Origin of the sequence: Janthinobacterium sp. TND4EL3, from assembly GCF_900156175.1 — a bacterium.
GTDB lineage: Bacteria > Pseudomonadota > Gammaproteobacteria > Burkholderiales > Burkholderiaceae_D > Janthinobacterium.
Map to the genome: position 1 here is coordinate 1 of NZ_FTMV01000015.1, position 24503 is coordinate 24503.

General features: G+C 65.2%; 21 protein-coding genes. 15 read left to right on the forward strand and 6 right to left on the reverse strand.

Going from position 1 to position 24503, the window contains the following annotated elements; translation table 11 throughout:
- Positions 1 to 290, reverse strand: a 290-nt coding sequence (locus BXA07_RS21370; RefSeq protein ID WP_139335690.1) for a carbohydrate porin, incomplete at its 3' end; no start/stop codon positions are given.
- 309 nt (positions 291 to 599) lie between these two features.
- On the opposite strand from BXA07_RS21370, the gene BXA07_RS21375 reads away from it, so the two are divergent.
- The 8 genes from BXA07_RS21375 (at position 600) to BXA07_RS21410 (ending at position 10292) form a co-directional block, all read left to right on the forward strand.
- Complete coding sequence (locus tag BXA07_RS21375) at positions 600 to 1910, forward strand: ABC transporter substrate-binding protein (RefSeq protein ID WP_076570691.1); 1311 nt, start codon at positions 600 to 602, stop codon at positions 1908 to 1910.
- 102 nt (positions 1911 to 2012) lie between these two features.
- The gene (locus BXA07_RS21380; protein WP_076570693.1) at positions 2013 to 2873 is read left to right on the forward strand and encodes a carbohydrate ABC transporter permease; all 861 of its coding nucleotides are present in this window, start codon (positions 2013 to 2015) and stop codon (positions 2871 to 2873) included.
- Between the two features lie 10 nt (positions 2874 to 2883).
- Positions 2884 to 3702: a carbohydrate ABC transporter permease gene (locus BXA07_RS21385; protein ID WP_070219870.1), complete on the forward strand. Its 819-nt coding sequence runs from the start codon at positions 2884 to 2886 to the stop codon at positions 3700 to 3702.
- An 18-nt stretch (positions 3703 to 3720) separates the two neighbouring features.
- Complete coding sequence (locus BXA07_RS21390; RefSeq protein ID WP_076570943.1) at positions 3721 to 4770, forward strand: ABC transporter ATP-binding protein; 1050 nt, start codon at positions 3721 to 3723, stop codon at positions 4768 to 4770.
- Positions 4770 to 6251, forward strand: coding sequence for a mannitol dehydrogenase family protein (locus tag BXA07_RS21395; RefSeq protein ID WP_076570695.1), 1482 nt, complete (start codon positions 4770 to 4772; stop codon positions 6249 to 6251). Before BXA07_RS21390 ends, BXA07_RS21395 begins: the two co-directional genes overlap by 1 nt.
- Positions 6252 to 6266: 15 nt before the next feature.
- Entirely contained in the window at positions 6267 to 7184 is a 918-nt protein-coding gene (locus BXA07_RS21400; RefSeq protein ID WP_076570697.1) for a helix-turn-helix domain-containing protein, read from the forward strand.
- Positions 7185 to 7239: 55 nt separating this feature from the next.
- Entirely contained in the window at positions 7240 to 8166 is a 927-nt protein-coding gene (locus tag BXA07_RS21405; protein WP_076570699.1) for a helix-turn-helix domain-containing protein, read from the forward strand.
- Positions 8167 to 8237: 71 nt separating this feature from the next.
- Positions 8238 to 10292 (forward strand): esterase-like activity of phytase family protein, encoded by a 2055-nt coding sequence (locus BXA07_RS21410; RefSeq protein ID WP_076570701.1) that lies wholly within the window; start codon positions 8238 to 8240, stop codon positions 10290 to 10292.
- 82 nt (positions 10293 to 10374) lie between these two features.
- Here the strand turns inward: BXA07_RS21410 and BXA07_RS21415 are convergent, their stop codons facing one another.
- Entirely contained in the window at positions 10375 to 12423 is a 2049-nt protein-coding gene (locus BXA07_RS21415; protein ID WP_170909711.1) for a S9 family peptidase, read from the reverse strand.
- A 160-nt stretch (positions 12424 to 12583) separates the two neighbouring features.
- Complete coding sequence (locus BXA07_RS21420) at positions 12584 to 13291, reverse strand: glutathione S-transferase family protein (protein WP_076570704.1); 708 nt, start codon at positions 13289 to 13291, stop codon at positions 12584 to 12586.
- A 112-nt stretch (positions 13292 to 13403) separates the two neighbouring features.
- Between BXA07_RS21420 and BXA07_RS21425 the strand changes: the two genes are divergently transcribed.
- The 4 genes from BXA07_RS21425 to BXA07_RS21440 all read left to right on the forward strand — a co-directional run bounded on the left by BXA07_RS21425 (position 13404) and on the right by BXA07_RS21440 (position 17913).
- A complete protein-coding gene (locus BXA07_RS21425; RefSeq protein WP_070219853.1) occupies positions 13404 to 13769 on the forward strand; it encodes a winged helix-turn-helix transcriptional regulator in 366 nt (121 codons plus the stop codon).
- A 62-nt stretch (positions 13770 to 13831) separates the two neighbouring features.
- Complete coding sequence (locus tag BXA07_RS21430; protein ID WP_076570707.1) at positions 13832 to 14422, forward strand: hypothetical protein; 591 nt, start codon at positions 13832 to 13834, stop codon at positions 14420 to 14422.
- A gap of 439 nt (positions 14423 to 14861) precedes the next feature.
- Positions 14862 to 16127: an HD-GYP domain-containing protein gene (locus BXA07_RS21435; protein WP_076570709.1), complete on the forward strand. Its 1266-nt coding sequence runs from the start codon at positions 14862 to 14864 to the stop codon at positions 16125 to 16127.
- A 145-nt stretch (positions 16128 to 16272) separates the two neighbouring features.
- Positions 16273 to 17913 carry a methyl-accepting chemotaxis protein gene (locus BXA07_RS21440; protein ID WP_083708447.1) on the forward strand — a complete coding sequence of 547 codons (1641 nt, stop codon included), beginning with the start codon at positions 16273 to 16275 and terminating at the stop codon, positions 17911 to 17913.
- Here the strand turns inward: BXA07_RS21440 and BXA07_RS21445 are convergent.
- The 3 genes from BXA07_RS21445 to BXA07_RS21455 all read right to left on the reverse strand — a co-directional run bounded on the left by BXA07_RS21445 (position 17885) and on the right by BXA07_RS21455 (position 20849).
- Positions 17885 to 18733, reverse strand: a complete 849-nt coding sequence (locus BXA07_RS21445; protein ID WP_076570713.1) for a DUF2071 domain-containing protein — start codon at positions 18731 to 18733, stop codon at positions 17885 to 17887. The two genes, BXA07_RS21440 and BXA07_RS21445, sit on opposite strands and share 29 nt — an antisense overlap.
- Positions 18734 to 18905: 172 nt before the next feature.
- A complete protein-coding gene (locus BXA07_RS21450; RefSeq protein ID WP_076570715.1) occupies positions 18906 to 19688 on the reverse strand; it encodes a 3-hydroxybutyrate dehydrogenase in 783 nt (260 codons plus the stop codon).
- Between the two features lie 93 nt (positions 19689 to 19781).
- Positions 19782 to 20849, reverse strand: a complete 1068-nt coding sequence (locus tag BXA07_RS21455) for an AraC family transcriptional regulator (RefSeq protein ID WP_076570717.1) — start codon at positions 20847 to 20849, stop codon at positions 19782 to 19784.
- A gap of 126 nt (positions 20850 to 20975) precedes the next feature.
- On the opposite strand from BXA07_RS21455, the gene BXA07_RS21460 reads away from it, so the two are divergent.
- From BXA07_RS21460 to BXA07_RS21470, 3 genes are read left to right on the forward strand one after another with little or no spacing between them, the layout of a single operon-like run.
- Positions 20976 to 22586 (forward strand): FAD-binding oxidoreductase, encoded by a 1611-nt coding sequence (locus tag BXA07_RS21460; RefSeq protein ID WP_076570719.1) that lies wholly within the window; start codon positions 20976 to 20978, stop codon positions 22584 to 22586.
- Positions 22583 to 24151 (forward strand): glycerol-3-phosphate dehydrogenase/oxidase, encoded by a 1569-nt coding sequence (locus BXA07_RS21465; RefSeq protein WP_076570721.1) that lies wholly within the window; start codon positions 22583 to 22585, stop codon positions 24149 to 24151. The genes BXA07_RS21460 and BXA07_RS21465 overlap by 4 nt, the downstream gene beginning before the upstream one ends.
- Positions 24087 to 24503, forward strand: a complete 417-nt coding sequence (locus BXA07_RS21470) for a hypothetical protein (RefSeq protein WP_076570723.1) — start codon at positions 24087 to 24089, stop codon at positions 24501 to 24503. The genes BXA07_RS21465 and BXA07_RS21470 overlap by 65 nt, the downstream gene beginning before the upstream one ends.

Consider the following 24503-nt stretch of genomic DNA (forward strand, 5'->3'; position numbering starts at 1 on the left):
ACCCAGATGGTGGCCAGGTAGTTCACGCCGCCGGACTGGGCGACGGACTTGGTGTAGCCGAATTCCGTGTAGGCGTCGCACTCATTGCCCAGACGATATTTCATGGTATTGCCGCCCAGGCCGAAGCAGCCTTGCGAGCCGCCGTCGCCCGAGGTATTGCTGCCGGCGCCGGCGCGCAGGTAGCCATGGAAGCCTTCGGCGTCACTTGGGTACATGGGGTCGGCAAGGGCGGCGGCGCTGGCGATGGCCAGGAGCAGGGCAGGCAAGGTTTTCAATGCGGTGCGATTCATGCGGTCTCCAGAAGAATGTAGGTGGTAGCGCTGGCGTCCCGGAAGGACGGCCACCGCACACGGTCTAATGCCGAAAACCAAGTCTAGCAGCGCTTTTTTAACCAGCCTGATACAAAATGGGCAAGTAGCGATACTTTCTTTCAAAGTGTTGTTTTTACTCAATGTCGATACTCTCGTGCATAGCGGGGCTGCAAAAGAGTATCGAATTGCGGTTTTGGAGTATCAGAAAGTATCAAAGTCCGGTGCTACATTGTGGTCGTGGTGCCAACAAGCGGCATCGCCAACGACAAAAAACACTGGAGACACACAATGAAACGTACCGCCATTGCCGCGCTGTGCGCCGGCGCCTTCTGCTTCGCCTCGTCCGCCTGGGCCGCAACCGACCTCGTCATCGCCACCGTCAACAACGGCCACATGATCGAAATGCAAAAGCTCAGCAAGTTCTTCGAGCAGGCCAATCCCGACATCAAGCTCAAGTGGGTGACCCTGGAAGAGGGCGTCTTGCGCCAGCGCATGACGACCGATATCGCCACCAAGGGCGGCCAGTTCGACGTGATGACCATCGGCCTGTATGAAACCCCCATCTGGGGCAAGAAAAACTGGTTGATCCCCATCAAGCCGGATGCCAAGTACGACATCGACGACTTGCTGCCCGCCATCCGCGAAGGCCTGTCCGGCGACGGCAAGCTGTACGCGTCACCGTTCTACGGCGAAAGCTCGATGATCATGTACCGCAGCGACCTGGTCAAAAAAGCCGGCATGACCATCGAAGACCGCCCCACGTGGAACCAGTTGCGCGACGTGGCCGCCAAGCTGCACGACCCGGCCAACGGCGTGTACGGCATCTGCCTGCGGGGCAAGCCGGGCTGGGGCGACAACATGGCCCTCATCACCACCATGGCCAATTCCTATGGCGGCCAGCTGTTCGACATGCAGTGGAAGCCGCAATTCACGAGCAAGCCGTGGAAGGACGCGGTCACCATGTACGTCGACCTGATGAAGAAATACGGCCCGCCGGGCGCGGCCGCCAACAGTTTCAATGAAAACCTGGCGCTGTTCAACCAGGGCAAGTGCGGCATCTGGATCGATGCGACGATTGCCGCCTCTTTTATTACCGATCCGAAACAGAGCAAGGTGGCCGACAAGGTGGCGTTCGCCCAGTCGCCCGTCGGCGTGACGGAGCGGGGCGCCAACTGGCTGTGGATCTGGTCGCTGGCCATCCCGTCGAGCTCGAAACACCCGAATGAGGCGCAGCGCTTCATCAACTGGGCCACGTCGCCCGATTACGTGAAACTGGTGGCCAAGGAAACGAGCTGGGCCAACGTGCCGACGGGCACGCGCAAGTCGACCTACGCGAGTCCCGAGTTCCAGAAAGTGGCGAAATTTGCCGCCGCCGAAGGCAAGGCCCTGGCCACCACGCGCGCCGTGCAAAGCACCTTGCCGCCATCGCCATATGTTGGCGTGCAATTCGCCTCGATTCCCGAATTCCAGGTGATCGGCGTGGCGGCCGGCCAGCAGATGGCGGCAGCGCTGCTGGGCAAGGTGACGGTGGAGCAGGCGCTGGAGTTGTCGCAGCAGACGGCGGAGAGGGAAATGCGTAAAGGTGGTTATTACAAATAAGACGTCTCCGGTCTTGCTGTGCCATTTGCTTTGTAAACAAGTGATGTGATTGGCCTTGCTGTTCAGCGGGGCCGTCACTCCCTCACGTCCCAAGAGTATCCTATGAAACGCTTTATCCCCCGGACTTTGCTGACGCCGGCCGTGCTTGCCGTCTCCGTCATTTCCGTGATTCCGCTGCTGATCACCCTGTATTACGCGTTCGTGCGTTATTCCATGCTCGATCCCAGCGGCCATCCTTTCCATGGCCTGGCCAATTTCCACTTTTTCTTTAGCGATGCCTCGTTCCTGCCGGCCTTGCAGAACACGTTTACCCTGCTGTTTTCCGTCATGCTGGTCACGGTGGTGCTGGGTACGGCGCTGGGCTTGCTGATCAATGAAGCGTTTCCGGGGCGCGCCATCGTGCGCGTGCTCTTGATTTCGCCGTTTCTCGTCATGCCGGCCGTCAACGCCCTGATGTGGAAGAACATGCTGCTCAACCCGATCTACGGCCTGTTTGCGCAGATCAGCCTCTTCTTTGGCGCCACGCCCGTCGACTGGCTGTCGGCCCACCCCCTGTTTTCCATCATCATGATGGTCTCCTGGCAATGGCTGCCGTTTGCCTGCCTGATCTTCATGACGGCCCTGCAATCGATGGACCGCGAACAGCTGGAAGCGGCGCGCATGGATGGCGCCACCTATCTGCAGCAGTTGCGCTACCTCTACATTCCCCACCTGGGCCGCGCCGTCTCGGTGGTGCTGATGATCGAGATGATCTTCCTGCTATCGATCTTTGCGGAAATCTTTACCACCACGGGCGGCGGTCCCGGCTTCGACACGACCACCATCACCTTCATGATCTATCAGCAGGCACTGCTGTCCTATGACGTGGGAGCGGCCTCTGCCGGCGCCCTGTTCGCCGTGCTCATCGCCAACATCGCCGCCTTCTTCCTGATGCGCGTCATCGGCAAGAACCTGTCGAAATAAGGAGACCTTGATGCATAGCAAACTCAATCTGTATGGCCGCACGGCCGCCGCCTGGCTGTGCGCGCTGCTGCTGTTCTTTCCCATCTTCTGGCTGGGCCTGATGGCCTTCAAGACGGAAGGACAAGCCATTTCCACGCCGCCCCTGCTGTTCTTTACGCCGACCCTGGACAGCTTCCGCGAAGTGCTGGCGCGCGACAATTACTTCGGCTACGCGTGGAACTCGCTGTTTACCAGCGTGGTGTCGACGGCCATCGGCCTCTTGATCGCCATCCCGGCCGCCTATTCGATGGCCTTCTTTCCCACGGGCGGCACCATCGGCCTGCTGAAATTTATGCTCAGCTCGCGCTACATGCCCGGCGTGGGCGCGCTGATGCCCATCTATATCTGCTACCAGTACTTCGGCCTGCTCGATACGCGCATCGGCCTGACCATCATGTTCATGCTGATGAATTTGCCCATCATGATTTGGCTGCTATATACGAGCATGAAGGAGCTGCCGCGCGAAATTTTAGAGGCGTCGCGCATGGATGGCGCCACCGTGTGGGACGAATTCCGCCACGTCGTGCTGCCCCTGTCCGTGGGCGGCATCGCTTCCACGGCGCTGGTCTGCATGGTCTGGTCGTGGAATGAATCGTTCTGGTCGCTGAACCTGGGCGCCTCGAACGCGGGCACGCTGGCCTGGCTCATCGCCTCGTATTCGAGCCCGGAAGGCCTGTTCTGGGCCAAATTGTCGGCCGCTTCGCTGATGGCCATTGCGCCCATCATGGCGCTGGGCTGGTTCTGCCAGAAACAATTGGTCCAGGGCATGACCTTCGGCGCTGTTAAGTAAACACTATTGGATGACATCATGGCTTACCTTCAACTGAGCAATATCGAGAAATTCTTTGGCGAGCACCGCGCCATCAAGGGCATCGACCTGGACATTCAACAGGGCGAGTTCGTCGTCTTCGTGGGGCCGTCCGGTTGCGGAAAATCAACCCTGCTGCGCCTGATCGCGGGCCTGGAGCCGATCGACGGCGGCAAGCTGTCGCTGGACGGGCGCGACATCACGAATCTGCCGTCATCGAAGCGCGACCTGGCGATGGTGTTCCAGTCGTACGCGTTGTATCCGCACATGACGGTGTTCCAGAACATGTCGTTCGCGCTGAAACTGGCGGGCGTCGATCCGGCCGTCATCCGCGAAAAGGTCGACAAGGCGGCCGCCATCCTCGACCTGGGGAAATACCTGGAACGCACGCCGAAGGAATTGTCGGGCGGCCAGCGCCAGCGGGTGGCCATCGGCCGCGCCATCGTGCGCGACCCGAAAGTGTTTTTGTTCGACGAGCCGCTGTCCAACCTCGACGCGGCCCTGCGCGTGCAGACGCGCATCGAGATCGCCAAGCTGCACCGCGAACTGGGCGCCACCACCATCTATGTCACGCATGACCAGGTCGAAGCGATGACCCTGGCCGACAGGGTGGTGGTGCTGCGCGACGGGCAGATCGAGCAGCATGGCTCGCCCCTGGAACTGTATGACCATCCCGCCAACCGCTTTGTGGCGCAATTCATCGGCACGCCCAGCATGAACGTGGTGCCTGCCGATGCGGCACCGCAGCTGCTGGCGCAGGCAGGCAGCGCGGCGCAGGCCGACGGTTTTGTCGGCATCCGCCCCGAACACGTGCACCTGGGTGCGGCGCAGCCGGGCAGCGTGCCCGTCACCGTCGAACTGGTGGAGTCGCTGGGCGTGGAAACCCTGACCTATGTGCGCCTGCCGAACAATGTGCAGGTGGTGTCGCGCGACGCGCAGCGCAGCAGCCTGCAGCCGGGCCAGCAGACGCAGCTGACGTTCGAGCCGGGCTTCGTCCATTATTTCGACCGCGCCGGCAAGACCTGTGCGGCGGCGAAAGGAGCGCTGTAATGGATGCCATCGCATTGAAGCAATCGAACCTGGCCAAGCTGCCAGGGAACGTGGCCGTGCCCGCGTACGCGCGCGAGTCGCTCGTGCCCGGCATCGTGCATATCGGCGTGGGCGGCTTCTTCCGCGCCCACCAGGCCGTGTATCTTGACGATTTGCTGGCCTTGCCGGGCCAGGAACACGCGCAGTGGGGCTATTGCGGCGTGGGCTTGCTCGCGCATGACGCGGCCATGCGCGACGCCATGCGGGCGCAGGACGGTTTATATACGGTCGTCGAGCGCAGCGCGGCCGGCGACTCGGCGCGCATCATCGGCTGCATCGGCGAATACCTGTATGCGCCCGACGAGCCGCAAGCCGTGCTGGAAAAGCTGGCCGACCCCGGCACGCGCATCGTCGCGCTGACCATCACGGAGGGCGGCTATTACGTCAACCAGGGCACGGGCGAGTTTGACGCCGGTCATGCCGACATTGCCTACGAACTGGCGCACCCGCAGGCGCCGCGCTGCTCGTTCGGCTACCTGGCCGCCGCGCTGGCCCTGCGCCGCCAGCGCGGCCTGGCGCCGTTTACCATCATGTCCTGCGATAACCTGCAAAACAATGGCGACGTGACGCGCAAGATGCTGCTGGCCTTTGTCGCCCTGCGCGACGGCGAACTGGCGCGCTGGCTGGCCACGCGGGGCAGCTTCCCCAACAGCATGGTCGACCGCATCACGCCCGCCACCACCGATGAACACCGGGTGCTCGTGCGCGAGCGCTTCGGCGTCGTCGACGCCTGGCCCGTCGTGTGCGAGCCGTTCCGCCAGTGGGTCATCGAGGATGAATTCCCGCAGGGCCGCCCGGCCTGGGAAAAAGTGGGCGCGCAGATGACGCATGACGTGCTGCCGTATGAAAAAATGAAGCTGCGCTTGCTCAATGCCAGCCACCAGGCCCTGTGCTACATTGGCATGCAGCTCGGCTACACGTTTGCGCACGAAGCGATGGGCGATGCGGGCATCCGCGCACTCGTGCGGCGCATGATGGATGACGAGGTGACGCCCCTGCTCGATAGCGTGGAAGGCATCGATCTGGCGCAATACAAGGACACCCTGATCGAACGCTTCTCGAATCCCGCCGTGCGCGACCAGCTGGCGCGCATCGGCACGGAAGGTTCGGCGCGCATCCCGAAATTCGTGCTGCCGTCCGTGCGCGAAGCGCTGGCCCGGGGCGGCGCCATTGCGCTGCTGGCGTTTACCGTGGCGTGCTGGTTCCGCTACCTGGAAGGCCACGACGAGCAGGGGCGCGAGATGCCCTTGAACGATCCGTACGCGGCGCGCCTGCGCGCGCTGGCGCTGCAGGGCGGCTCGGACGCCGCACCGCTGCTGTCGCTGCGCGAGCTGTTCGGCGAATTAAGCGACACAGAAGCGTTCACGCAGGCGGTGGGGCAGTCGCTGGCCAGCCTGTACGGACTGGGCGCGCGCGCGGCGCTGGAACAGATCGTCGCCTGACGGGGAGGGAGCGCCATGCCACGCAAGGCCGGATATCCGCAGGTGGAGCAGGAACTGGAGCAGCAGCGCGACGCCACGCCCGGCTTCGAGCCGAAAGGCAGTTTCGGCTTTATCCGCTACCTGGAGCACGGCTTTCCGAATGCGCTGGTGCGCTGGCATTATCACGACGAGTACGAGCTGCACCTGATCGTCGAGAGCAGCGGCAAGGTCTTTGTCGGCGACTACATCGGCCAGTTCACGCCCGGCCACCTGGTGCTGACGGGGCCCCGCGTGCCGCACAACTGGGTCTCGCTCGACACGCCGGCCGAAGGCGTGGCCCTGCGCGACATGGTGATCCAGTTCGGCCATGCGCCGCTGGCGTCGATGGCGGCCGCCATTCCCGAATTGAAGGGCATCTTCCCGCTGCTGCAGCGCGCCCTGCATGGCGTGGAATTCTTTGGCGTCAGCGAGCAGTCGCTGCGGCGCTTCCGGCGCATCCGCGACACGAGCGGCCTGCCGCGCTTCATCGAATTTCTCACCTTGCTGGGAGAACTGGCGCAGACCAGCGATTACCAGCTGCTGTCGACGGTGCCCATGCAGTCGAGCGACGACGACGTGGCACTGGCGCGCATCAGTTCGGCCATCAACTTCATCGTGCACAATTACAGCAGCCAGTTCTCGCTGAAACAGCTGGCCGAGCAGGTGGACATGCCCGAGCGGACGTTTTCGCGCTTCTTTCGCAGCGCCACGGGCAACAGCTTCACGGATTTCGTCAACCGCCTGCGCATCAACAAGGCGTGCCAGCTGCTGATGGAGACGGAGCGCTATGTCAGCAACATCTGCTACGAGGCGGGTTTTAACAATGTGGCCAATTTCAACCGGCGCTTCCTGGAATTGAAGGGCATGACGCCGAAGGAGTTTCGCCAGCAGGCGCTGGGCCGTTTTGGCGAGTGAGGCTTTTTGAGGTACATTCGATGGCACGGGCAGGGACAGCCTGGGAGAGACGAGCATGGAACACCTGTGGCACAAGGACAGCGAGCGCAAGGCGCCCGAGCTGGAACGCGAAAGCTACGACGGCATCATCAATTACCTGGAACATGGTTATCCCAGCTCGCGCGTGCGCTGGCACTGCCATGAAGAGTATGAGCTGCACCTGATCGTCGCCACCAGCGGGCGCTTGTTCGTGGGCGACTATATCGGCGAATTCTCGCCCGGCCACCTGGTGCTGACGGGTCCGCGCCTGCCGCACAACTGGATTTCCAACGTGATGCCGGATGGCGGCGTGGCCCTGCGCGACATGATCGTGCAGTTCGCCCATGCGCCGCTGGCGGGCGCCGCGCGCGTGATTCCCGAACTGCGCGAGCTGCTGCCCCTGCTTGAGCGCTCCAGCTATGGCGTGGAGTTTTTCGACATGGGCCACGAGGCCGAACAGCACCTGGCGCGCATCCGCGCCACGCATGGGGCCGAGCGCTTCGCCGAATTCGTGCAATTGATGAGCAAGCTGGCGCGCACGGCCAACTACCGTCTGCTGTCGAGCGCTTCCCTGCGTTCCTACGACGATGACGCCACCCTGGCCAAGGTCAATGCCGTCCTCAACTACATCACGGACAATTACCGCGAGCCGATTTCGGCGGAAATGCTGGCCGAGCAGGTGGGCATGTCGCTGAGTAAATTCTCGCGCTTCTTCCGCAAGGCGACGGGCAACAGCTTCACCGATTTCGTCAGCCGGCTGCGCATCAACAAGGCGTGCCAGCTGCTGATGGACACCGACCAATACGTGTCGAACGTCTGCTATGACGTGGGTTTCCAGAACGTGGCCAATTTCAACCGCCGCTTCCTGCAGGTGAAGGGCGTCACGCCCAAGCAATTCCGGCGCCAGGCCGATGGCCGCTTCGGCGGCATCGGCGGGCCTGTTGCGGATACGCCACTGGCGTGACGGCTGTCATGGGCTTGTCACGTTGAACAGTTACTCTCCACGGCTTCAATCCCACCTTAGCCGAGGAATGCATGAACACTGCTGTAACGTCGACCCCGAAACTGACCCTGCTGGCCATCGCCGCCGGCCTGGCCCTGGCCGCCTGTGGCGGCAGCGATAATCCACCGGCAGAGCCTTCCAAGCCCGTGGCGCAGACGGGCGTGTTCCTCGACGGCGCGGTGGAAGGACTCGATTACGTGGCCGGCAGCGCCGCCAAGGCCAGCACCAACGCCAAGGGCGAATTCATTTGCAACCCGGGCGAGACGGTAGCCTTCAGCGTGGGCGGCCTGGCCCTGGGTTCGGCCCCATGCGGCGCCGTCGTCACGCCGCTGGCGCTGGCCGCCAGCACGAATGTGGCGGACGACAAGGTCGTCAACCGCCTGCTGGCGCTGCAACTGCTCGATGACGACAGCGATCCGTCGAACGGCATCAAGCTGACGGCCGAAGTAAAGGCTGCGCTGGCGGGCAAGACACTGGACTTTGCCACCGCCCCGGCCGTCTTCAACACGGCCCTGGCCGCGCACCTGGCGTCGGTAGGCGGCAAATTCGCCGGCCGCACGGTCGATGCCGAGCGCCGCGCCCTCGTGCGCGAGCATTTCGAGGACACCCTGGCCTCCAAAGCGGGCGCACCCGTCAACGAAGCGCTGACGCAGGCCAATCCGGCGGGCGAAGTGAAAGTCACCGTGACGCGCTACCAGATCCAGGCAGCCGACAAATTCTACGTGCCGTACGAAGGCGCCAACGCGAAGATCAAGGGCGAATTCCCGAACGGCTTCCTGCCATCGTACGGTTCCGGCCTGGCCTACAAGGGCAAGAATGCGGCGGGCGACCTGGAATTCTATGGCTTGACGGACCGCGGCCCGAACGGCGACGGCCCGCTGGTGCCCGACCCGTCGGGCAAGGGCACCATCGGCAGCAAGATCTTCCCGTCGCCCAGTTTTACCCCGTCGTTTGGCGTGATCACGGTCGGCAAGAACGGCGCCGTGCTGGGTTCGTCGACGCCGATCAAGGTGTCGGCCACCGTCAACAGCTCGGGCTTGCCCGTGCCCGTGGGCGCGGTCGGCAATTCGGCCGAGATTCCTGTCATGGATGCGATGAAGTTCGACGCCGCCGGCAAGGCCGTCTTCAACGCGGGCGGCCTCGATTCGGAAGCCATCGTCGTCGATGCCAAGCGCAATGCGCTGTGGGTGTCCGACGAATACGGTCCCTTCATCGTCCGGATCGATGCGGCCACCGGTATCATCCAGGCCAAGTACGAGCCGGGCAAGGGCTTGCCGGCGCTGTTCGCCAAGCGCCGCGCGAACCGCGGCATGGAAGGCATGACCTTAGACACGAGCAACGACAAGCTGTACGCCTTCCTGCAAAGCCCTCTGTCCGATGGCACGGCACCATATTCTGTGACGAAGAAGAATGAACAGGTCGAGCGCTTCGCCCGCTTCACGCGCTGGATCGAATTCGACCCGGTGACGGGCACCAGCGGCAAGATGTATGCGTATCCGCTGAATGCGGCCGACTACCAGGATGGCCGCACGGGCAACGCCAAGCTGGGCGACATGGTGGCGCTGGGCGGCGGCAAGTTCCTCGTCATCGAGCAGGGCGCCGCGCCATCGGGCAAGGTGTTCAACAAGCTGATGCTGGTCGAACTGAAGGGCGCCACGGACATTGCGGCCGCCGCCTACAACGCGACGACCTCCGACCTGGAAAAGAGCAGCATGGGCGGCGCCCCCGTCAATGGCGCCGACTGGGCCGCCGTCACGCCCCTGAAGAAAACGCTGCTGCTGGACTTGAACGCCATCGGCTGGGCGGCGGAAAAGGCCGAAGGCCTGACCCTGATCGACGAGTCCACCATCGCGCTGGCCAACGACAATGACTTCGGCCTGAAAACCAAGGTCTTCGACGCGAACGGCGTGGAAGTGGCGGACGCCGACGTGACCAAGTGCACGGTGGACGCCAACGGCACCATCGTCACGAGCAGCGCGGCCGGCTGCAACGCCGCCAACACCATCCGCGTGGCGCGCGGCGACGACCGCGAGCGTCCTAGCCGTCTGTGGATCGTGAAGTTCGCCAAGGCGCTCGCTGCGTATTGATCGCGTATTGATATTGCGAAGTTGATGGATGAAAAAAAGCCGCACAGTGCAAACTGTGCGGCTTTTTGACTGCGGGCCAGGCTTATTTTTTGGTATAGGTGTTCAACCAGTCGAGCACCGTGTGATGCCACAGCAGCGAGTTCGCCGGCTTGAGCACCCAGTGGTTCTCGTCCGGGAAGACCAGCAGCTTGCTCGGGATGCCGCGGCGCTGCAGCGCCGTGAAGGTACCCAGGCCTTGCGCGGTGGGGATGCGGAAGTCCAGGTCGCCCTGCACCACCAGCATCGGCGTCTTCCAGTTCTTCACGAAGTTGACGGGGTTGAACTGCTCGTACTTGGCCGGCGCATCGTAGTAGGTGCCGCCGTTTTCCCACTCGGTGAACCACAGTTCTTCCGTCGCGTAAGCCATGCCGCGGTTGTCGAACACGCCGTCGTGGTTGACCAGGCACTTGAAGCCGTCCGGCCAGTTACCGGCGATCCAGTTCATCATGTAGCCGCCGTAGGAAGCGCCCAGCGCGCAACTGCGCTCGCGGTCCAGCCACGGGAATTTCCTGGTGGCCGCTTCCAGGCCCTTTTGCAGGTCGAGCAGCGGCTTGCCGCCCCAGTCGCCGCTGATCGAGTCCGTGAACTTCTGGCCATAGCCGGTGGAGCCGTGGAAGTCGATGAAGACGGTGGCGTAGCCGGCGCCCGCATACACTTGCGGATTCCAGCGGTAGCTCCAGCTGTTGCCGAAGCTGCCCTGCGGGCCGCCATGCACGAGGAAGGCCACCGGATATTTTTCGCCGGCCTTGGCATTCCATGGCTTCATGACGTGGCCGTAGACGGTTTCGCCATCCGCGCCCGCGAACGAGAACTGTTCATATTCGCCAAAGCGCACGTTGGCCAGCGCTGCCGCATTCTGCTTCGTCAGCTGGAGCATCGGCGCGTTTTCCGACTTGGCGTCGAGCTTGCGCGTGTACAGCTGCGCGCCCGAGGCCAGGTTGGCCTGCGCCAGCACGATGGTATTGCCGCGCACGTCGAATTCGCCCACGGCGCCCTTGCCCGTCAGCGCGTTGACCTTGCCGCTGGCCGCGTCGATGTGGAACAGACGGTGCTGGCCCACGTCATCGGCGGCGACGAGGAAGGCCTTGCCGTCCGGCGTCCAGCGGAAATCGGCCACGGAACGGTCCCAGTCATCGGCGACGGTGCGCTTCTTGCCCGTGGCAACGTCCATCAGCACCAAATGAAAACGGTCCGCCTCGAAGCCCGGCCTGGTCATGGCGACGTAGGCCAGGGTGCGGCCATCGGGCGAATAGGTGGCCTTCGCGTCCCAGGCGGGATTGTCGGCCGTGAGGTTGCGCGGCGCCTGGCCGCCGGCGGCCGGTATCGTGTAGACGTCGAAGTTGGTCGACCACGATTCCGTGCGGCCGGCCACGCGCACGGAGAAGGCCACCGTCTTGCCGTCCGGGCTGAAGTTGTATTCGCCGTTGTCGCCGAAGGGCTTCGATGGCGCGTCGCCATCGAGGGTGCCGCTCAGGCTGACGGGGGCGGCGCTGACCTTGCCGGTCGCGTCGATGGGCGCCGAGTACAGCGCATTGCGGCGGCCGTCGGCCCAGGTATCCCAGTGGCGCACGAACATCTGGTCGTAGACCATGCCGGTCGCCTTGTTCTTCGCTTTTTCATCGAGGCGCTTTTTTGTACAGGCGAGGTCGGCGCAATCGAGGTAGACGGCCATGCTGAAGGCCAGGCGGTCGCCCTGCGGCGACAGGCGGTAGGTGTCCACGTCCAGCGGCAGGTCGGTGACCTTGGCCGCTTCGCCGCCGTTCAGGGGCAGCTGCCACACTTGCGAGGAGCCGGAGCGGCTTGAGAGGAAGTAGATGGCGTCGCCGTTCGGCGACCATTGCGGGTCGCCGGCGCTGGCGTCGCCGCGCGTGAGCTGGCGTGGCGCGGCATTCGGCGCGCGCAGGTCGATCAGCCACAGCTGCGTGTTGCCGCGGTTCTTGTCCAGGTTGGTGCTGCGCACCGTGTAGACGACGCGCGTGGCGTCCGGCGACAGCACGGGGTGACCCACGCGTTCCATGGCCACCATGTCTTCCACGGTGAAGCCGCGCGGCGCGGCCGGCGCCGGTTCCGCAGCAGCGGCGGTGGTGGCCATGGCGGCACTGAATGCTCCCAAGAGCAGCAGACGTAAACTCATTCAAACTCCCGATTCTGATGACGACGTTGTCGATATGGTATTGACGTGGCCGGCTGTACCGCCGGCAGCCCGACATCATAGCAATAAAGACGCGCCCGCTGCGGGAGTTGACCGGCGGTTAGCCGGCCGGACTTGCCAGTTGGTCGAGTGCCACGTGGCCCCGGAAACCGCCCCGACTGGCGGCCGGCAAGCCCGCCTCGATGGCGTGGGCAAAGCGGATGCCGGGGTCCTGTTCCAGCGCCGCCAGCACTCGCGCCACCTGCGGATAGTCGCTTAGCCGCGCCAGCTGCAGCGGTTCGGCCCAGCGCGCCGTGGCGGCCAGGTAGGCGTCGGCAATCGTCGGCGCCGCATCGGAGGCGAGCCAGGCGCGGACGGCGAGCAGGCGTTCCAGGTGCGCCAGGCTTTTGTTCACCTTGTCGACGGCCATTTCGCGCCAGACGGCCGCGCGCGCATCGCCTTCTGCCGCGCGCGACGCCTGGAAGGCGGGCATGAAGGCGGCGTGGAAGGTCGTGTGCAGAAACGAGAGCGCGCTGTTCAGGCGGTCGCAGGCGGGCGTGCCCTGCGCAAAGCCCAGGCCGCTGGCCGGTGCGCGGGCGGCCAGGTGCAGCAGGATCGCCATGCTTTCCAGCAGCGGCGTGCCCTCGTGCGTGAGCAGGGCCGGCGTCTGGCCCAGGGGATTGATGGCGAGAAAGGCCGGATGCTGCTTGCTGGCCGGGTCGCGCGCTTCGACGCGGGCCAGGCGATACGGCAAGCCGCTCCATTCGAGGGCGGCGATGGCGGCAAACGAGCAGCCGAATGGCACGCTGTAGATCAGGGTGGTTTCCATGCTGGAATTCCTTTGAGCTGAGGGAAGGGCAGTCTAGCTGCTACAGTTACTATTTGGAAGAAGGCAGAATAATGTGGTATAGCTATATTTTTTATACCAGATAGGGATCGCCATGAAGGACAATGTCTCCGGCTGCGCCGTGGAAGAAGCCATGCGCTTGCTGGGTGGGCGCTGGAGAGCGGTGCTGCTCAGCTATCTGATGGCGGGGCCGAAGCGCTTCAGCGAAATCCGCCGCGCCGTGCCGAATATCTCGCAGCGCATGCTGACCCTGGATTTGCGTGCGCTGGAAGAGGCGGGCTTGCTGACGCGCACGATCTATGCGGAAGTGCCCGTCAAGGTGGAATATCAACTGACGGACGAGGGCTTGCGCTTGCGCGAGCTGGTCGAGATGCTGCGCGCCATCGGCCTGCGCCTGCGCGGACAGGCGGACGGGGGCGGTGCCTTTCTCGCGCCCGATGCCGTGGATAGTTCTCTATAGAAACAGCTGTTTTTTATGCAAAGTGCTAGACTGCCGGCCTTTGACCACTACTTTTGACACCCATGCGCCTGACTACTCTCGCCCTGACCGCCGCCGCCCTGTTCGCCGCCTTGCCAGCCCAGGCCGCTACCATGCCCACGCTCGAACACATCCAGGCCGCCGTACAGGCGGGCGTGGCCAAGTCCCAGGCGAAGATGCAATCGAGCATCCCGATTCCCGTGAAGGCCACCAGCCTGCAGGGTTGCCAGGAGTCGCAGGAAGTGCCGGGCGAGGTGGTGTGCCTGGTCGGCATGAGCGCCGCCATGCGCGACGGTTTTATGGTCTTGCCGCTACGTAACGATAACGGCACCTGGGTCGGCGTCGAGCGCAAGGACGCCCGATTCGCGGGACCGTCGCCGGCCGAGGCGCAAGCGATGATACGCGCCTGGGCCAGGGAAGAAGTGGCGCGCAATCCGGAGGCGGCCAAGGACGTGCAGATGCAGGAAGCGCAAAGCACCATGCAGGTCAAGGCCGTCAACGAGTGCGACGTCAAGCGCAAGACGGGCTACCTCGTGTGCAACACGGAATTGAGCGTGCCGAGCCGTCCTGAAGCCATCAAGACGGAACTGACCTTCATGCTGGAAAACGCCGGCTGGCGCTACGTGCCGCGCTAGGACGTCGGCGGCCAGGCCGCCTCTGTACCGGCGGCGCTCCGGCCGCCGCGTCCCGCGCATCGGCCAGCTTGATGCCTGGCAGCAGGCTGACGCCGCTCTCCCCAGGGCGCCAGCGCCACTCCTATCCCACACTGTATGCCCGTGTGCTTGCCCATGCAGCGGCCGGCGGCCGTGGCGCATCCAAAATACCACGAGCGATTGGCCAGGCGAGGGAACGCGATGCAGGCGCACGCCCGCCGCGAAGTCAACTGAGGCGAATCGTTATATTTGCCGCCCTACAGTATTGCATTAATGAAAATGATAGTATTGGTGATTATTGTTGTATATGTTGTGGTTTTGCCATATAAATTAATATATTTGGTTTAATCGTTTATTTTTGGCGTATGATGTTGTTAATTCGCAAGTAAATGCTGCGATGTTGAATGTCTGGAGATACGCCGTGCTGAAAAAAATAGCGAGTAGCGAACTGGTATTGGGAATGTATGTCGAGAGGCTGGGCCGTTCCTGGCTCGATACGCCATTCTGGAAGCGTTCCTTTTTGCTCGAGTCGCAAGCAGACCTGGAACGCATCCGTGCGGCGCGCCTCAGTGAAGTATGGATCGACGTGGCGCGCGGGCTGGCGCCGGTGGAAGCGGCGCCGCCAGCCGCACCGCAGGCGGCCGACGTGCCACCAGCCGCAGTGCCGCCCGTCGCGCCCACGCCCGCGCCGGCGGCCGATGCCGGCCCCGCGCAGAATGCGGCTGCGCCCATGTCGCGCGACGAGGAACTGGCGCATGCGCGGCGCCTGATCGAACGCTCGCGCCAGGCCGTGCAGACGATGTTCGACGAGGCGCGCATGGGCAAGGCCCTGTCCGTGGGGCAGGCCTACGAACTGGTCGACGATATCGCCGCATCGGTGTTGCGCGGCGGCAGTGTGCTGCTGGGCCTGGCGCGCCTGAAAACGGCCGACAACTACACGTATATGCATTCGGTGGCCGTGTGCGCGCTGATGACGGCGCTGGCCACGGAAGTGGGCCTGTCGCACGAGCAGGTGCGCTCGGCCGGACTGGCGGGCTTGCTGCACGACATAGGCAAGATGGCCGTGCCGTCCGCCATCCTCAACAAGCCGGGCAGCCTGAGCGAGGCGGAATTCGGCTCCGTGCGCGCCCATCCGGCTGCCGGCCACCGCATGCTGCAGGAAGTGGGCGAGCTCGATCCCGTGGCGCTCGACGTGTGCCTGCACCACCATGAAAAACTCGACGGCAGCGGCTATCCGAAAGGCTTGCGCGGCGAGGAAGTGAGCCTGTATGCGCGCATGGGGGCCATCTGCGACGTGTACGACGCGATCACTTCGAACCGGCCGTACAAGCAGGGATGGTGTCCGGCCGATTCGCTGCGCCGCATGGCCGCCTGGCGCGGTGCGCATCTGGACGCGCAGCTGTTCGCCGCCTTCGTCAAATGCCTGGGCATCTATCCGCTGGGCACCCTGGTGCGCCTGCAGTCGGAACGCCTGGCCGTGGTGGTGGGCCAGACGCCGGGCAAGCCGCTGACCCAGCCCACCGTGCGCGTGTTTTTTTCCATCCGCGCCGGCACCTGCATTGTGCCATCGGTCATCGACCTGGCCGCGCCGGGTTGCCAGGAGCGCATTGTTTCTACGGAGAGCGCGGAACGGTGGCGCTTGCAGGACGTGGACCGTTACTGGGCCGGTGAACCTGCCGTGGCTTAGCGGCCGGCAAGGCTGGAAAAAAGTTCATTTTATTAATAGCAAAATATTAAAATAGTGGTGCCAGTGCCGTGCCCGCTTTCCTGACTGGCGACCGTGCCTTGTCCGCATACCCGTTACCGTACGGGCTACCTCTGAGGATGTGACCATGCGACTTAATCTTCCCGTCAGCGATACCGAGATCACACTGAGCGATAGCGAGACCATCGTCTCGACTACCGACTTGCAAGGCAATATCACGTATGCGAATCCGTATTTCATCGCCGTCAGCGGCTACAGCGCGGAAGAATTGATCGGCGCACCGCAAAACATCCTGCGTCACCCGGACATGCCGGTGGAAGCGTTCGCCGATTTCTGGGCCACCATCCGCTCGGGACGTTCGTGGAGCGGCATGGTGAAAAACCGCTGCAAGAGCGGCGACTACTACTGGGTGCTGGCGAACGTGACGCCGGTGGTGGAAGACGGCGTGGCCGTCGGCTACATGTCCGTGCGCACCAAGCCCACGCGCCAGCAGGTGGCGCAGGCGTCGGCCCTGTACGCGCGCATCAAGGCGGGCCAGGCCGACGGCATCGCCCTGAGCCAGGGCGCCGCCGTGCGCACGGGCTGGCTGGCGCGGCTGCTCAGCGTGCGCGACATGGCCATCGGCCGGCGCATCGCCTGGAACCTGGGCGCGCTGGTCGTGCTCTTGCTGCTGCAGCTGGCCTGGGATGCGGGCCTGCTGCCGGCTGCGGCACACGGCTGGCTGACGGGCCTGTCCGTGGCGGCCCTGTGCCTGACCCTGTATTTCTGGCATGCCTTGCACAAGGTCGTGCTGCAGCCGCTGCAGCGGGCGCGCCAGGCGTGCGACGTGATGGCGGGCGGCGACCTGACGGGCGAGCTCGACACGACGCGGCGCGACGAGATGGGGCAGCTGCTGCGCTCCTTGCGCCAGTTGCGCGTGAATCTGCATTCCATCGTCGGCGACGTGCGCGGCAATTTCCTGCGCATCAGCATGGCCAGCCAGGAAATCGCCGCCGGCAACATGGACCTGTCCGGCCGCACGGAGGCGCAGGCCTCGGCCCTGGAGCAGACGGCGTCGAGCATGGAGCAGCTGGCGGCCACGGTGCAGCAAAACAGCGGCAATGCCGTGCAGGCCAGCGACATGGCCGGCAAGGTGCATGGCCTGGCCGGGCGCGGCGGCGAGATCGTCGGCCAGATGGTGACGATGATGGCGGACATTAACGCCTCATCGAAGAAGATCGGCGACATTACGGGCATTATCGAGGGTATCGCCTTCCAGACGAATATCCTGGCCCTGAATGCGGCCGTGGAAGCGGCGCGCGCCGGCGACCAGGGCCGCGGCTTTGCCGTCGTGGCAGGCGAAGTGCGCAGCCTGGCCCACCGCAGCGCGGCGGCGGCCACGGAAATCAAGCAGCTGATCACGGCCTCGCTGGCGCAGGTCCAGGAAGGCGCGAAGCTGGCGCAGCAGGCGGGCGCCAGCAGCGCCGAAATGCTGGGCGCGGTGCAGGGCGTGCACGGCATCATGGAAGAAATCGCCTCGGCCTCGCGCGAGCAAAGCCACGGCATCGGCCAGGTCAACATGGCCGTCACGCAGATGGATGAAGTGACGCAGCAGAACGCGGCCCTGGTGGAAGAGTCGGCGGCCGCTTCCGCGTCGCTGCAAGACCAGGCCCTGCAGCTGGAGCAAGCCATGGCCCTGTTCAAGCTGGAGCGGCGGCGCGGCGGTCCCGCCACGCCCTTGCGCGCGCCGGAGCGCCGCGCTACAGCAGGCGCTCTGACAGCGCCTTGAACGGTACCTTGGGCACGAGGAAGGCCAACGGAGCGGACAGGGGCGGCAACTGCGCCAGCAAGCCGCAGTCGGCGCGCACGGCTGTCAGCGCTTGCACTTGATCCAGATCAACGGGCAAGTCGATTTCACCGAAGACCAGCTTGCCATTGCGCGGCACGGATGCGATGGCCGCATCCTGGCAGGCCAGGAAGGCGACGGCGTCGCGCCAGTTGTCGAACAGTTGCTGCCATTCGGCATCGAGGCCATGCTCCGCTGTGATGTCCGCCTGCACGTCCAGCGCCGGGGCGCTGCCGGCGCCGCTGGCAATGCTGCAGCGGGCCTGCGTGGCGCCGACTTCCAGCGTCATGCCGGCCGCCAGGTGCGTCGGCAGGATGTCGCTGAACAGGCGCGTGCCCAGCGCATGCGGCAGGCTGTCCATGATATTTTTGAGGAAGTACACGCAGGGCACGTCCGGCGCGCCCGCTGGGGTGTGGTCCAGGTACAGCCGCCAGTTGCTTTGCAGCGGAGACGGCATCAGCCGGCGCAAGGGCCCCGGCAGGGCGGGGCCGAAATGGCCGTGGCGGTAGGTCAGTACGGTAAATGGCGTCTTGCCGTCGCGCTGCCACAGGGCTACGCCCGGCGGCAATAATGTCTGCGCCGCAGCGGCATCGACCAGCCAGCTCACGTAGACGACATCGCGCACGTCGCTGTGCAGGGTCAGGAAGGGCAGGCGCGACATGACGGCCTGGCGCAGCTTGGCGAAATGCGCGCAATTGGCGAGCGCGGCAAACAGGCGCCCCGGCCCGCCCGCGCGCGGGTGGCGGTAAGTATTGTCTTGCAATCGGGAACTTTCTGGAAAGGCGCAGGAAGATTAATACGCTGACGCTGCAACGCCCGTCCACATCATCGCGAGCGGCAGCGATGTGTGGCCGAGACGCGCAGCTGTGCTGGAGCACAGCGAGCATCGCAGGCCGCACAGGGCGCCGCGCAGCCGATGTGGGCGGGCGTCACTATTATTGCATGTGCCAGCCGTGGCTGACGACGATGGATTGTCCGCTCAGGGCGTTCGACGGGAACGCTGCCAGGAAGATGGCCGTTTGCGCCACGTCCTGCGTGGTGGTGAATTCGCCGTCGATGGTGTCTTTCAGCATGACTTTCTTGATCACGTCCTCTTCGCTGATGTGCAGCTGGGCCGCCTGTTCGGGGATTTGCTTGTCGACCAGCGGCGTGCGCACGAAGCCGGGGCAGATGACGTTGGCGCGGATGCCATCCTTTGCGCCTTCCTTGGCCACCACCTTGGCCAGGCCCAGCAAACCATGCTTGGCGGCAACGTAGGCGCTCTTGAACGGCGAGCCTTCATGCGAGTGCACGGAGCCCATGTAGATGATGGCGCCGCCGCGGCCCGCCTTGATCATTTCGCGCATGCAGGCGCGCGTGGTGAGGAAGGCGCCGTCCATGTGAATGGCCAGCATCTTTTTCCACTGCTCGAAGGGGTAGTCGACGACGGGGCTGATGATCTGGATGCCCGCGTTGCTGATCAGAATGTCGATGCCGCCAAAGTGGGCCGCGGCGTCCGCCACGCCCTTGTCGACCTGCTCTTCGCTGGAGACATCCATGGCGACGGCAAACGCCTGGCCGCCTGCCTGCTTGATTTCCTCGGCCGTCTTGCTGGCCGCTTCCAGGGCCAGGTCGGCGATGACGACCTTGGCGCCCTGTTTGGCGTATTCGATGGCCATTTCCTTGCCGATACCACTGGCGGCGCCGGTAATCAGTGCGACTTTGTCTTGGAGTTGCATATTAATCCTTTGCATTGCGGGTTGGAGTGATGGTGGGAGCCTGACATGCCAGTATAGCCAGAAAACGGGCAGGGCATGGCGCGCGCACGCCAGTCAGGTGGCCTGTCCGGCCTGCAGTTCCTGCAGGCGCCAGGCGCCGGGATTGGTGCCGGACCAGGTGCGGAACGCATGGTTGAATGCGCTTTGTTCCTGGTAGCCGAGCAGGAAGGCGATGTCGACCAGCGACAGGCCAGGCTGGCGCAGGTAGTCGCGCGCCATGCCGTACCTGGCCTGGTCCAGCAGGGCCTGGTAGCTCGTGCCCGCGTCGGCCAGCTTGCGCTGCAGGGTGCGCGGCGTGACGGCCAGCGCGGCGGCCACGTCGGCCAGCCTGGCCGGACCGTGGCGCAAGCCCGCCACGATGGTCGCCTGCACCTGCGCGCCGATGCCGCTGCCCGCTTCGGCCTGGCGCTGCGCCAGCAATTGTTCCGCGTGCTGGCACAGCACGGGATGCAGGCTGACGTCGGCGTTCGGCACGGGCCAGTCCAGCAATTGCGCGTCGAAGGTGGCCGTGTTGGCGGGGGCATTGAAGGCGGGCAGGCTGCCCAGCACGCGCACGTACTCGTCGCGGTGCGCCGCGTGGCGCAGCAGCTGGCCGCCGCCGTCGTGGACGAAGGCCAGCCGGGCCGGCGGCAGCGGCATGCCGGCCAGCCAGTCGCCGCACACCCGAATGCCGGCAAAGACGCTGTCGACCAGGTGCCGGCTGGCGTCCGGGTAGTTGCTGGCCCAGCGGAAATGCGCGACGGCGCCATCGCGCTGCAGGGTCGAGCGGCCCAGGTCGTGCGCCAGCCGTTCGTAGCGTGCCGTCTGTTCCAGCGCCTGGCCCACGTTGCTGCAACTGAGCAAGATCAAGCCATACGCGCTGTACGTGCCCATGCGCACGCGCTGGCCCACGTGCAGGCCGAAATGCGCGTCGCCCGCCAGGCTCGCCCCTGCATCGAGCAGGCGCACGTAGTCGCGCGCCGCCAGGCTGGCCGATGGGGCGTCGAGGCCGTGCGGCGGTACGCCGGCCGCCCGCGCCAGGGTGGCGGCAGCGATGCCATGCGCGGCGGCCGCTTCCAGCAGCGGCTGCAGATAGGCGCCGGCGACCCGGCCTTCCGCGTGATGGCTGTCAGTGCCTGGCATGATGGAACAATGCGATTGTCATGAAAAACCAATACCCTTCGTTTCTGGCGGCATATGCTGTTGAACAGGCAAGAACAGTATAGCAAGCCGCCGTGGCGCGCAACTGGCCCAACACAGGGGATATCGATGCAACGCTGGAATGGCTGGGGTGACGAAAGCATCGTGTATGCGCTGGGCGTGGAGGCGCTCGCCTTCCTGGGCGAACGGCTGGGGCCGGGCACCGCCATCGCTGACGCCAGCTTCGAGGAGGCCTGCGCACAGGTGCCTGCCTCGCGCCTGGCGCCGCATCCGCTCATCGATACTACGCCGGCTGCGCGCGTGCGCCATGCGCTCGGTCAAAGCCTGCCCGACTGGTTCAAGCTGCGTCATGGCCGCATCGGTGCCGTGCCTGACGGCGTGGCCTTTCCCGACAGCACCCTGCAGGTGCGCCAGTTGCTCGATTACGCGCGCCAGGCCTGCGTGGCCGTCATCGCGCATGGCGGCGGCACGAGCGTGGCCGGACACCTGACGGTGGCGCCGGGGCCGCGCCCCGTGCTGTCGATCAACCTCACGCATCTGTGCGCGCTGGGCCACCTGGACCGCGAGGCGCAACTGGCCACGTTCGGCGCGGGGGTGTACGGTCCCGACCTGGAAGCGCAGCTGCGCGCGCAGGGCTATACGCTGGGCCACTATCCGCAGTCGTTCGAATATTCCACCTTGGGAGGCTGGATCGCCACGCGCTCGTCGGGCCAGCAATCCTTGCGCTATGGCCGCATCGAGCAGCTGTTCGCCGGTGGCGTGCTGGAAACGCCGGCCGGCACCCTGACGATTCCCACCTTTCCCGCCTCGGCGGCCGGCATCGACCTGCGCGAAATGGTGCTCGGTTCGGAAGGGCGTATCGGCATCGTGACGCAGGCCACCGTGCGCATTTCTCCGCTGCCGCCGTTCGAAGCGTTCCACGCCGTGTTTTTTGCCGGCTGGGGCGAGGCGCAGGCCGCCGTGCGCGCGCTGGCGCAGGCAAAACTGCCGCTGTCGCTGCTGCGCCTGTCGAACGGGGCGGAAACGCAAACCATGCTGACCCTGGCCGGACACAAGAAACTGGTGGGACTATTGGAACGCTATCTGTCCCTGCGCGGCTGCGGGGAAGGCAAGTGCATGCTGATGGTGGGCGTCAGCGGTGACGAGAAACCGGCGCGCGCGGCCCTGCGCGGCGCCCTGGCGCTGGCGCGGCGGCACAAGGGCGTGCACGTGGGGCGCCCCATGGGCGACAAATGGAAGCAGGGACGCTTTCGCAATGTCTACCTGCGCAACGGCGCCTGGGAACACGGCTATGTCATCGACACGGTGGAAACGGCCGTCGACTGGCCCCGCGTGGCGCCCATGATGGCGGCGCTGGAGCAGGCTGGCCGCACCGCGCTGGCCGCGCACGGCGAACAGGTGCACGCCTACACGCATTTGTCGCACCTGTACCCGCAGGGCGCCAGCGTCTACACCACCTATGTGTACCGGCTGGCACCCACGTTCGAGGACAACATGGCGCGCTGGCGCAGTCTGAAAGACGCGGCCGGCGCCGCCATCGTCGCCAACGGCGGCACCATCAGCCACCAGCATGGCGTCGGCACGGACCACGCGCCGTGGCTGATGGCCGAAAAGGGAGAACTGGGCATCGACGCCATGCGTGCGCTGCTGCGCCAGTTCGATCCGCAGGGCATGATGAACCCCGGCAAACTGCTGCCCGACGCCGGCGGCCCGTCATGAACAGGGCAGAGCTGCCTGGCCTCCTGGCGCGCGAGTGGGACGTGCTGATCGTCGGCGGCGGCATCACGGGCGCCGGCATCCTGCTCGAAGCATCGCGGCGCGGCTTGCGGGCGCTGCTGGTGGAGCAGCGCGATTTCGCCTGGGGCACGTCGAGCCGTTCGTCGAAGCTGGTGCACGGCGGCTTGCGCTACCTCAAGCAGGGACAGTTTGCGCTGACGCGCGAGTCGGTGCATGAACGGCAAGCCTTGCTGAGGGATGCGGCGGGGCTGGTCGAGCCGCAGGGCTTTGCCTTTGGCGACTACGCGGGCAGGAAGCCGGGGCGGCGCCAGTTCATGCTGGGCCTGGCCATCTACGACGTGATGGCGGGCCGGCGCGCGCGCCGCTATCTGGCAGCGGACGATTTTGCCATGCTGGCGCCGCACGTCCGGCGCGACGGCCTGCAGGGCGGCATGCTGTACCAGGACGCCAAGACGGACGACGCGCGCCTGGTGCTGCGCGTGCTGCAGGAGGCGCGCCGCCATGGCGGCGTGGCCGTCAACTACCTGGGCGTGGCATCGCTGCTGCGTGAAAATGACCAGGTCGCCGGCGCCACCTTGAACGATGCGGTCGATGGCGCGGCATTCACCGTGCGCGCGCGCCTGGTGATCAGCGCCACGGGCGCCTGGGCCGACGGCTTGCGCGGCCAGGTGGGAGAACGGCCGAAACTGCGGCCCCTGCGCGGCAGCCATCTGCTGCTGCCCGCCTGGCGCTTGCCGCTGGCGCAAGCCGTCAGCCTGATGCACCCGCGCGATGGCCGCCCCGTGTTTGCGTATCCCTGGGAAGGCGTGACCCTGGTCGGCACCACCGATGTCGACCACGGCGCCAGCCTGGACCTGGAACCGGCGATCACGCGCGGCGAGCTCGATTACCTGCTGGCCGCGCTGCACTGGCAGTTCCCGCAGCTGGCGCTGGGCGAAGACGACGTGCTGGCCACGTTTGCCGGCGTGCGTCCCGTCATCGACAGCGGCCAGCTTGACCCGTCGAAGGAAGCGCGCGAACATGCGCTGTGGCTGGAAAACGGCTTGCTGACGGTGGCAGGCGGCAAGCTGACGACCTTTCGCGTGATCGCCCTCGATGCCTTGCGCCGCGCCGCGCCGCTGCTGCCGGGCTGGCAGGCGGATTTGCGCCCCTTGCCTATCTTTGACGCAACGCCGGCCCTGTCGGGCAAGGCCTTGCTGCTCGACGGCGAACAGCGCGCGCGCCTGGTGGGCCAGCATGGCGCGGCCGCGCAGGCGCTGTGCGAGGCGGCGCACGAGGGCGAACTGGCGCCGGTGCCCGGCACGCAGACCCTGTGGGCGCAGCTGCGCTGGGGCGCGCGCGTGGAAGCCGTGCAGCACCTGGACGACCTGCTGCTGCGGCGCACGCGCCTCGGTTTGCAGCTGGCCGGCGGCGCGCTTGCTATCATGCCGCGCCTGCGCGCCATCTGCCAGCATGAACTGGGGTGGAGCGATGCGCGCTGGGATGCGGAGCAGCAGCGCTACCTGGCCCTGTGGCGCCGCCATTACAGCGTGCCGCAGGGCGATTGAAAAAAGTATAAAAAATAAACAAGAGGAGAGCATCATCGACACGACCCTGTTTGGCCTGCCCCTGGCGCTGGGCGGCGCCCGCATCACCTACGACAGCCTGTCGCCGCTGGACCTGCGCCAGCCGCTGGCCACCCTCGTCGACGAGCTGGGCGAAGACCTGCTGCAAATCACGTGCGCGAACGGCGCTATCGTCGACGTGGGCTGGTATCCGGCATGGAGCGAGGAGGGGAGATTGCGCGTGGTGGCCGTGCGGGATCAGGACTGGGAAGCGCCCGTCTTCAGCGCCCAGCCGGAACTGACGCCGCCAGCGCTGCTGCAGGCGCTGCGCGCCGCGCTGGCCAGCGTGGCATAA

What these genes read in the sequence shown, in the direction of transcription:
- BXA07_RS21460 (WP_076570719.1), top strand. Translation starts at nt 20,976, where the DNA reads ATGCAACGCTGGAATGGCTGGGGTGACGAAAGCATCGTGTATGCGCTG.
- BXA07_RS21420 (WP_076570704.1), bottom strand. Translation starts at nt 13,291, where the DNA reads ATGGAAACCACCCTGATCTACAGCGTGCCATTCGGCTGCTCGTTTGCC.
- BXA07_RS21410 (WP_076570701.1), top strand. Translation starts at nt 8,238, where the DNA reads ATGAACACTGCTGTAACGTCGACCCCGAAACTGACCCTGCTGGCCATC.
- BXA07_RS21395 (WP_076570695.1), top strand. Translation starts at nt 4,770, where the DNA reads ATGGATGCCATCGCATTGAAGCAATCGAACCTGGCCAAGCTGCCAGGG.
- BXA07_RS21450 (WP_076570715.1), bottom strand. Translation starts at nt 19,688, where the DNA reads ATGCAACTCCAAGACAAAGTCGCACTGATTACCGGCGCCGCCAGTGGT.
- BXA07_RS21375 (WP_076570691.1), top strand. Translation starts at nt 600, where the DNA reads ATGAAACGTACCGCCATTGCCGCGCTGTGCGCCGGCGCCTTCTGCTTC.
- BXA07_RS21430 (WP_076570707.1), top strand. Translation starts at nt 13,832, where the DNA reads ATGCGCCTGACTACTCTCGCCCTGACCGCCGCCGCCCTGTTCGCCGCC.
- BXA07_RS21455 (WP_076570717.1), bottom strand. Translation starts at nt 20,849, where the DNA reads ATGCCAGGCACTGACAGCCATCACGCGGAAGGCCGGGTCGCCGGCGCC.
- BXA07_RS21390 (WP_076570943.1), top strand. Translation starts at nt 3,721, where the DNA reads ATGGCTTACCTTCAACTGAGCAATATCGAGAAATTCTTTGGCGAGCAC.
- BXA07_RS21465 (WP_076570721.1), top strand. Translation starts at nt 22,583, where the DNA reads ATGAACAGGGCAGAGCTGCCTGGCCTCCTGGCGCGCGAGTGGGACGTG.
- BXA07_RS21385 (WP_070219870.1), top strand. Translation starts at nt 2,884, where the DNA reads ATGCATAGCAAACTCAATCTGTATGGCCGCACGGCCGCCGCCTGGCTG.
- BXA07_RS21380 (WP_076570693.1), top strand. Translation starts at nt 2,013, where the DNA reads ATGAAACGCTTTATCCCCCGGACTTTGCTGACGCCGGCCGTGCTTGCC.
- BXA07_RS21405 (WP_076570699.1), top strand. Translation starts at nt 7,240, where the DNA reads ATGGAACACCTGTGGCACAAGGACAGCGAGCGCAAGGCGCCCGAGCTG.
- BXA07_RS21470 (WP_076570723.1), top strand. Translation starts at nt 24,087, where the DNA reads ATGCGGAGCAGCAGCGCTACCTGGCCCTGTGGCGCCGCCATTACAGCG.
- BXA07_RS21425 (WP_070219853.1), top strand. Translation starts at nt 13,404, where the DNA reads ATGAAGGACAATGTCTCCGGCTGCGCCGTGGAAGAAGCCATGCGCTTG.
- BXA07_RS21400 (WP_076570697.1), top strand. Translation starts at nt 6,267, where the DNA reads ATGCCACGCAAGGCCGGATATCCGCAGGTGGAGCAGGAACTGGAGCAG.
- BXA07_RS21440 (WP_083708447.1), top strand. Translation starts at nt 16,273, where the DNA reads ATGCGACTTAATCTTCCCGTCAGCGATACCGAGATCACACTGAGCGAT.
- BXA07_RS21415 (WP_170909711.1), bottom strand. Translation starts at nt 12,423, where the DNA reads ATGGCCACCACCGCCGCTGCTGCGGAACCGGCGCCGGCCGCGCCGCGC.